Genomic DNA, 9,006 nt, shown 5'->3' with positions numbered 1-9,006 from the left:
GAGCAGCAGCGGGACACGACGATCAGCGCCGCGCCCAGGAAGGCGCCGCGCAGCCGGTTGGCCCAGGGCCGCCGATGACTGATGATGAAAAGGATCTGGAACGAGCGGTCGAGGTTGAAACCCGCCGGCTCCACCGTGCGCAGATAGACGAAGCCCCACAGCACGCCCGCCACGCCGATCGCCAGGGTCGCCACGGCCCCCGCGATGATCCCCCACACGTTCATGCCCTGGGGGTCCGTGAAGCACAAGGGGTTGTTGCCCACGTACACGTAGGGCGAGGGGCTTTCCAGCAGCGGGTCCACGCTGAGATAGCGACCCAGCAGGGGGCTGTAGAAGCGGGCATTGCAGTCGTACAGGCCGGAGTCTTCGTCGTAGTTGTGGCCGGTGAACAGCCGCGGCCATGGCACCTGGCAGGGCACCACCGCCGTTGGCGCGCCGTAGATGTCGTAGCGCCATGCCCCGACCACCGTGTTGTCGGCATCCAGCACGACACGCACGCTTCCCAGATGGTCCAGCAGTCCGAAATAGAACTTTCCATCGATCCATGCCACCTGCACGTCGATGGCGGAGATGAAGCGGGCGATGGAGGTCGACGTGCCCGAATCCTGCACGAGCACCTCGCCGCCGGGCGAGGGCATCTGCCAGCGTTGCTGCCGCTCTCCGGTGCCGGCCGTGCGCGTGAGCTGTGCGCGGTGGCCGTCGGCGTCACGCAGGATGTCCAGGGAGGTTCCGTCGCCGCCCCGGTAGGACACCGGGCGGCCGGTGCAGGCGTCATAGCCGGTTTCCCATGCGGGCGCGCCGCCGGGACCGCGGGCCTGGGAAATGGCCCCTGCACGGTCGTATTCCATGGTGAGCGTGCCGTCTGCCGCTGCATAGCTGGAGAGCCGGTTGGTCCCATCCTGATAGGCATAGGTCGCGCTGCTGTCCGCCCGGTCGTGGCGGGTGAAGTTGCCGTTCAGATCCATCTGCCAGCTCTGGGCGTTCATGCCGGTGCCGCAGCCGGTCAGCCTGCCCAGCGCGTCCATGTGCGTGCACAGGGGAGGCTCGGGCAGGTCGGCGATGCTGGAGTCGATTCCCTGCCGGGCGATTTCCCCGTTGTAGTAGCCCTGGCCGTCGCACGCACCGCTGGTGTAGTTCAGCGTTTCGTTCCACAGCGGGCCCGCGTCGAGGGTTCGCGGCCAGCCCGGCGCTTCGTAGGTGAAGGTGCGCTCCAGCAGGGCGCCCGAAGGGGTGGGCAGCAGCGTCGTCGTTTCGGGCTTGCCCTGCGGGGAGTAGGTGTGCGCGACGAGGACCGTGTCCAGGCCGTTCACTCGGGCCGACACCGAGGTCACGCGTGCGAGCGGGTCGTAGGCCAGCAGGCTGGTCAACTGGGTGGACGAGTCGGTGCTCGACAGCAGGTTGCCGCCCCGCGACCAGGTGTTGGTGACGGTGCAGGAGCCCTGCGGAGAGCCGGGAATCGTCCGGGCGCGCCGCTCGATCCTCCCGGCCCGGTCGTAGGCGAATGTCTCCACCAGTTGCGCGCCGCCTTGTGCGCCTTGCTGCATCTCCACCTTCCAGAGCCGGCCTACGAGGCTGTCGGCCTGCGTCGCCTCGCTGCCGTCGCCGTCGAAGTAGCGGCGAATGCCCCATGTCGTCGGCGAGGGGGGCCAGGAGGCGTCGTCGGCCTTTTGCTGCAGCAGTTCCCTGTCCCACGCCTGCTGCACCGTGCCTTCCTCCACGATCCGGCTCAGCGAGTCGTACTTGCGATAGATGATGTGGCCGTCGGGCAAGCCGCTGCCGTTGGAGAGAAAGCGTGCCAGGCCTGAAGTGCTGTACACCATCTCGCAGTGGCCGCTGTCGGGGTCGGTGGTGCCGATGCGGTGGCCCGCGAAGTCGTAGGTGGCGGTCGCACTGCCCGCCGGAATCCCGTTCTGTGACGCTCCAGCGGCCGCATAGGAATTGGGCGGCACGGAGGCGATGGTGCGGCCGGATGCGTCCTGTACCTGGCTCATGCGCCAGTTCAGCGATGTGTCCTGGGCGGAGGTCTGCACCACCCGGCCAACGAGGTTTTCCGCAGTGTCCTTCCATGCCTGCGTCACCGCGCCGTTGGGGTCGGTGTCGATGACCAGGTGGTATTCCCCGAGCGGCAGCGGGTAGGCGAATTCGCCGGGCGTCTGGTTGGTGGAATAGGCCCGGGTGGCGTAGTGCGTGCTGCCCGGCCGGATCGCATAGTCGAAGCCGGGCTGCCCCATCGCCACGGGCCGCGCGAGCGGGGCCGCCTCGAAGGCCGTGCGTGAAAACGGATAGCCACCGGCCTGTGGGTGGTATTGGCTGGACAGCAGGCCTTCCAGGGGCGCTCCGCTCCAGAGGCTGCCGCCTTCTCCGGCGTTGGTGGCCATGCCCGCCTGGTATTCGAAGAGCGCTGCATTTCCCTGCACGGTGATGCGGCTGTCGAGCGCCTTGACCGCGATGTTGCCGCGATCGTCATACAGCCCCATCTCCAGGATGGCGCTGTCACCGGACTCCAGGGAGAGGGTCTGCAAGCTGCGGGACAGGCCGTCGGCATAGCTCACACCCAGCGCGATGTCCTGCGCCACCACGAAGCCGCTGAAGGTGCCGGGTGCGCTCATGCCCACCTGGATGCCGAAGGGGGCCGTGACGTCCTGGCCGGCGTATTCGAAGACCTTGAGGCCGTCCGCGAAAAACAGCAGCCTGCCGGGCGTGGCCACCAGCAGCCACTCGCGCGCACGGCCATCGGCGGCGGCCCGTGCGGACACCGCGCCGGCCGCGTTCCGAAGCTGCCATTCGGGTTCGTTACCCCCGGTGCGCGCCACGAACCATTCGCCCGTGCCCAAGAGGACCTCGCCCAGGCTGGCCGGGTCCACCAGGATCCGCGCGGCCAGGCTCTCGGCCGTGAATCCCGTGCGCGCCAGGCGCGCGCCGAGCGGCTGTTGCGACTGCCCCTGGTAGATGAGCCGTCCCTGGCCGCAGGTCCATTCGGATTCGGAGCCGGAGACCGCCGTGTAGCTTTGCAGGGCATCGTCGGCGAAGGGGTCGTAGAAGCCGTCGCCGTTGCCCTGGATGTTGATGGCCGCATTGGGACGGTCCGTGGGGAAGGGATGGGTGCTGTCCACCACGTGGTCCTGCCGGCAGAAGTAGGCCATGCAGATCAGGCTCGGGTTGTTCCACGGGCCGATGGTCGCGGCGGGTTCCGACACCGGGTTGTAGACCGTGCGGGAGATGTTGCCGTTGGGGGTCAGCGCTCCGACCGTCCGAAGGCTCGCGCTGTCGTACACCACGGCCTGGAACTGGCAGTCCAGGGGGGCGAAGGCGATGTCGTCCAGGCGGATCCAGGGGACGGATGGTCCATGGATCTGCACCGCGATCGCCAGGGTCACGGTCGCCGGGCCCGCAAGCCCCAGTCCCGACATGTCGATGGTCCACTGCACGGGCTGCCATTGCCCGGCGGTCGGCTTCAAGGGGCGCTCCAGGCTTTGGCCTTGGGACGAGGTGATGCGCAGGGTGGCCGAGAAATCCGTGCCGGCGGCGCCCTGGGGCGTTTTCATCCAGAGCGAGAACACCTGCGGCGCCTGGCCCTGCGCGATGGACACGCTGCGCGTCAGCGTGCCCGACGCACTGACCTGCAGGCAGGATTGGCCGGTGGCGGCATCGCCGGCCTGGACCACGCTGCCCTCGGGAAGGCTCCAGGTGGGGGCCTGGTAGTCCTCGAAACTGTCGTAGGCATTGCCCGAGGCGGAGTTGACGAACCCGGCGATGCGGAACCTCGCCCGGTCGTCGTACAGGGAGGCCATGGGGCGGCCCGCGAGGTCATGGGACAGCAGCACCTGCCCCAGTCCGTCCCGCTCGGAGATGCGTTCCTGAAGGAGCCAGCCGTGGCCCGGGTCCGTGCCGTCCCAGGCGGTGAAGGGCACCGCATCGGCCTCGTTCGCCACCCAGGTGTCCGCTTCCGCCCAGTAGGGCGTTCCATCGGCATGCTGCCACGTCCGGAAGGTCTGCACCTTGCCCGCCTGAAACTGCCAGGCGCCGTTGTCGTCCTGGTTGTGCATCAGGGCCTGCGCCACGGGAGCCAGGATGTTCGCGCTCCAAAGCGCCGGATAGACCTCGAACCCGAAAACGGACGAGCGCCTGGTGGCCCGCCATTGCCCGGTGCTGCCGTAGTACCCGGTCTGTACGGTATCGGGACTGCCGCCGGCCAGGGAATAGGTGAACGCCATCGTGCGTGAGACGCCCTGCAGCACCTCCGTGGACGAGGTCACCTGCGGAACGCCACCATACAGGTTGCGCAGCGTGCCGCCGGCGGGCGCCGTTGCGACCTGGTCGACGTAGGTCCATTCGCTGATCTGCGACGACAAAGCGCTGCCGTCAGCGCCGAACACCTGCTTGGAGATGAGCATGCCCGCCACGAGCGAGTAGGCGTCTTCCACCGCGAAGCGGGTGTCCGCCAGCGCCCCGGCCCGCACCTGCCGCTCGGCAGCGGCCTGGAAGCTGCGCGCTGGCAAGCCGTTGTAGAAGTGGCTGGTCGTCCCGCCGTACTGCTGGAGCGCGGGATCGGTGGTGGCCGCGTATTCGGTGACCGTGGCGAACTGCACCACACTGCCGGAACTGTCGGTGGCCGCAGAGACATCGGTGTAGGCGTAGGCTTTTTTCAAGACACCGTAGCCGCTGTCCTGCGTGAGCGCGGTGACCACGAAGGCCCTCAGCGGCGCTTTCACGGAATGGTTGGCATAGCGGTGCAGCGTCATCTCGACGGACGCATCGATGTCGCTGCCGGTCGGGAAGGTCACGAAGCCCGATGGAATGGCCGGCAGTTTCCCGGAAACGGCAGTCTCGTAGCGCAGGGTGTGGTTCAGCATGCGGAACATCTGCTGTCCGGCGAAGGTCTCGCGCACCGGCTCGCCTTGCGCATCTTTCAGGAGCCCGCCATTGCGGAAGAACAGCACCTGCGTGTCCTGGGGAGCGCCGTCGGCGTCCAGCGTCATGTAAGCCAGGAAGTCCGGCGCCTGGTCGATGACCGTCGTGCTGTCGAAGGAGGCCGCGGTGATTTCACCGAGCCGGTGCGACTGCACCGGAGCCCAGCCGGGCCAGACGGACTGCGAATACAGCGTTCCCCCCTGCGAGGCATAGGTGCCCGCGAGGGTGGGAAAGCCGAGCGTCTCGCGCGATGGCGGCGGGGGATCTTCGTCCTGCAGCACCTGCGTGGTCCAGCCCGCGGCCGGATCGCTGGGGTCGAAACTGTCCAGGGCGGAGTACAGCGCCGAAGTCGTGTTCTCCGTTTTCAGCACCGCTTGCCCGTTCCAGGCATACCAGTAGAACTGGGTGCTGGGGTCGGCGCCGGGTGCGTACTGGATCCCGGCGAAGTGGTAGGACCAGTCGACGCCATCGAACCGCAGCACGTTCGGTCCGGAGCCCACGAGGCTGCCGCCGACGAGGGAAGGCCCCAGGGTCTGCAGGAAGGCCGTGGAGAGGTTGGTGAAGCCGGGGCCGTCGAAGACGTCCGGCAGCGCCTGGAAGGCGAGATTGCCGTAATCCGCGTCCCACCGCAGCACGGCCAGGCGATAGTCGAACGCCTGGATGGCGCTGCCTTTCGCGGTGAACTCCGTGATCCACGCGGCCGCCGCCATGCCGCCTTCGGTGGTCATCTGAAAATACGACGTGGTCCCGAAGGCTGGAATCACCACCTGCGTCGTCGCCAGCGACGCACCCTCCTGCCAGGCCAGCAAGGGGTCCCGAAAGCGAAGGTTGAAGAGTCCCTGCTCAGTGTCCGGGTCGTAGCAGAAGGTCAGATAGTGCTGGCCCGCGGCGCAGGCGAACAGACGGGCGTTGTTCCCGCTCTGCGGCGCCGTTTCCGTGGCGATGTCCCAGGACCGGGATTGCCAGTTCAGCGCATAGCGGGTGAACTGGCGGTTGTCCTTGTCCACCACCACATAGAAGTCGCTGCCGCCCACGACCTGCAGCTGGCCGCTGGCATGGGGATAGGGCTCGGGTTGGCCGCCCTCGGAGGCGAAGGCCCAGTCGGCCACCGCGATGGGGCGGCGGGAGGCCAGATAGACCGCGGTGGCGCTGTCGTCCAGGCGGGGCAGCATCAGCACGAAACTGTGCTCGCTGGTGGTCGCGCCGATGCGGTCGACATCCAGGGCGCCGTCGAAACGCTGCCAGGTCTGCCAGGCGGGCATCCATCGGCCCACCCAGGTCAGAACATTCGCCAGCAAGGCGTTCTGCGCGCTGTCATACCAGGCCATCACCACGTAGTCCGAGCCGTACCAGACCCGGGGCGTGGCCGCCGTGTCGCTGCCGAAGGGGTTCGCAATCGTCAGGTTGCGGGCGCCGGGGTCCAGTTCGGCATCGGCCCCGACGTCGATTTCCGAATATTCGTAGCGGGTGATGCCACCGGTCGGCAAGGTGATGGCGGTCAGGGCGCCTGGGAGCGGCCCCTGTCCCTGCAGGTCGTACTCGAAGGAGATGCCGGGCCTGCTGGCGCCCCCGGGAAGGACATCGGTGACTGCCTTGAGGTACCGCTTGAAGCACGCCCCCGTGCCCAGCGGATTGCTGGCATCCGGGGGCGTGAGGTTCACGAGGTCATGCCATTCGAAATTCAGGCGGACCTGGGGGGCGCCTGCGTCGTTGAACACATCCACGCTGTCCAGATACACCGATTCGAAACGGTCCTGCCAGGCGTTGGGCACCTGGCCGGGGCGCTGCCGTGGGTCCGAGTGAAGGGCGAGGTATTCCTTGGGGGCATCCAGCGACGTGTTGTCGTACGTCATCGGGCTCCAGTTGAATCGGCAGGACCAGCCCAGGTCGTTTTCCATCCGGGCCATCTGGCATTCGCGGGTGTAGGTGAGCGTGCCGGCGCCGACGGTCTGCTCCGACGTGCGGTACGCGAAGGCGATCCAGTTCCCCGCCGTGTTGCGCAGCTCCGCCAGGTTCCAGGCCTGTGCATGGCGCGCCTGCCCTTGCGCCTGCGTGCTCGGCCCGGTCCAGTTGTCCCAGTGGATGCCCCACTGCACGAGATGGCGGTCTTCGATGCCGTCGAGCTGGCGGTCGCTCTCGCCGTAGATCGCGACCGAGCCGTCGGGGCGCACCACTTCCCAGCTGTTCCATTGGGGATAGAACGTGACCTGCCAGAACTGGTAGGGCACGGTCTCATAGGACTGGCCCGCCGTCTCGATGCCCAGCGTGCCGTCCGCTTGCGGCACCAGGGCGTGGGAGCGGCGCTGCTGCGGATCGTCCAGGCGCCATTCGCCCGGCCGCTCCGTGGGCCGGATCAATGCCGCGCTGGAGGGGCGCCAGCCATGCGTTTCCAGTGCCGTGACCAGCCCCGGCGGCACCCGCCCCGGCAGCGCGCCGGCGAGCACCTGCGCGCTGACCGTGCCACGGCTCCACTGCGTCGGAATGGGCACGAGGCGCAGGGCCTGCCCCTGGTTCATCAGGTAGTACTCGGCATCCTGCAGCGGAGCGCTGCCGGTGTTCGCCACGATCTGATCCATCGGCATGTTCCACCCCACGCCGAGCCCGCCGCTGGGGTGCGTGAGGTTCCACTGCGCCACCTGGTCGGCCACGCTGCTCTGGTACATGAGCGTCAGATCGCAGGCCAGTCCTCCCCGCGCCGGGAGCGTGAGCAACTTGAGCGGAAAGGCCAGGTTGCCCCGGAACAGGTTGACGCCCGTGCCCAGGCTGCCTGCGTCGAACTGGAGAATTCCGAGGGCTGGGGCGCTGGATGACTGACCGGCGGTGGATGGCATGGCGACTCCTTGGAAAAAGAAAAGGCTCCAATGGGAACGGCCCTCCTTCACGCAGCAAAGGAGGGCCGTCCGGTCGGTGAATCAGTGGATTTACTGCGCCCAGGCAATCACCGAGGCGGTCAGGCTGCAACTGGCCGGGTTGAGCTTGTTGTTGCTGTTGTCCAGCAACTGCAGGGTGCCCGTGATCGTCACCGTGGGGGAGTTGGCCTGGGTCTGGACCTGGACGCTGGCGCCCACGGTGCGCAGATGGTGGTCCGTGTTGCCGAAGGACGCGGTGTAGGCGGCAACGGAGGCTCCGGCCGAAATCACGTTCGTCGGGAAGCTGTAGGTCGTCTGTGCCGTGACGACGCCCGCGTCGGACACCGAGGCGTTGGCGACCGGAATCGAAATGTTCTGAACGTACATGGATGGCATGGATTACTCCTTGTTCAAGGTGGGGTGAAATGGGTCCTGCCGCGCCCTCGCGTGCGGATCCCGCTGAACCATGGAGCCACGGCATGGCCCACCGGGCCCGCAGCCAGTGCCGTGAATGCATGGAATACAAAAAATGAAGGCGGGCGGTGCGTGCCGGCCCGGCGCCGCGCGGCACCGGGGGCCCGCAGCGCCGTGCTCAGGGGACGGTGATGCCGTGCTTGTCGTTTTTCGCCGGTCACACCGGACGACGTCACGCTGTTGGTGGTCCAGAAGATGTAGAGGTATTTCCGCTCGCCTGGGGCCGGATCGCCCCAGTTGTTGTTGGCGGTGAAGACGCGGGTGCCTTTGGCATACGCGTCCGCCACCTGCGCGGTCACATCGATGGTCTGGTTGTAGACGCCGTAGCCGGCGTTTTCGATCACGGTAATCGCCATGGTTCTCTCCCTTTGAATATTGTTTTTGGCGGTGCCGCATCGTGTGATGGCGGTGCCTGCCAGGGAGCCAATGTACCGATGCGCTGCCCGTTTTTCACGGGTCTATAGGCCTTGAATGTGAAATTTCAGAACACTTCAGCTGCTGAAGCATGGCGCGGTATTCGGGCTCCGGCCGGCCGCGCGGTGCGTGCCTGCGGCCGGGCCGAGAGAAAGCGCGCGCGCGGGTTCATCGGCCACTTGCCGCGGGTTTCGAGGGCCCTCTGGCGTCGCCCGGCGCAGGGCGTCGGGCGATCCTCGGTTCAGCGTTCGCTGCAGGCCGGCGCTGGCCTGCTGGACGCGGGGCTGCCGGCCTGTCAGCCGCCCACGGCGTTGCGCAGCGAGACGGGAGTGGTGGTGGCAGGGCGCGCCGCGCGAGG

General features: G+C 67.6%; 4 protein-coding genes. 1 reads left to right on the top strand and 3 read right to left on the bottom strand.

Going from position 1 to position 9,006, the window contains the following annotated elements:
* From AC27IQ_RS14795 to AC27IQ_RS14785, 3 genes are all read right to left on the bottom strand, one after another.
* On the bottom strand, positions 1–7,742 hold a 7,742-nt coding region (locus AC27IQ_RS14795), incomplete at its 3' end, for an RHS repeat domain-containing protein (RefSeq protein ID WP_487089912.1).
* Positions 7,743–7,832: 90 nt separating this feature from the next.
* On the bottom strand, positions 7,833–8,156 hold the full coding sequence (locus tag AC27IQ_RS14790; protein WP_284431546.1) for a hypothetical protein: 324 nt from the start codon (positions 8,154–8,156) through the stop codon (positions 7,833–7,835).
* A gap of 14 nt (positions 8,157–8,170) precedes the next feature.
* Entirely contained in the window at positions 8,171–8,590 is a 420-nt protein-coding gene (locus AC27IQ_RS14785; RefSeq protein ID WP_487089911.1) for a hypothetical protein, read from the bottom strand.
* A gap of 117 nt (positions 8,591–8,707) precedes the next feature.
* On the opposite strand from AC27IQ_RS14785, the gene AC27IQ_RS14780 reads away from it, so the two are divergent.
* A partial coding sequence (locus AC27IQ_RS14780; protein WP_487089910.1) for a hypothetical protein occupies positions 8,708–9,006 on the top strand: 299 nt, incomplete at its 3' end.

Source organism: Acidovorax sp. KPB24-07 (assembly GCF_057543315.1).
The sequence above is the reverse complement of the archived record's forward strand: the minus strand, read 5'-3'. Positions and strand labels throughout refer to the sequence as shown.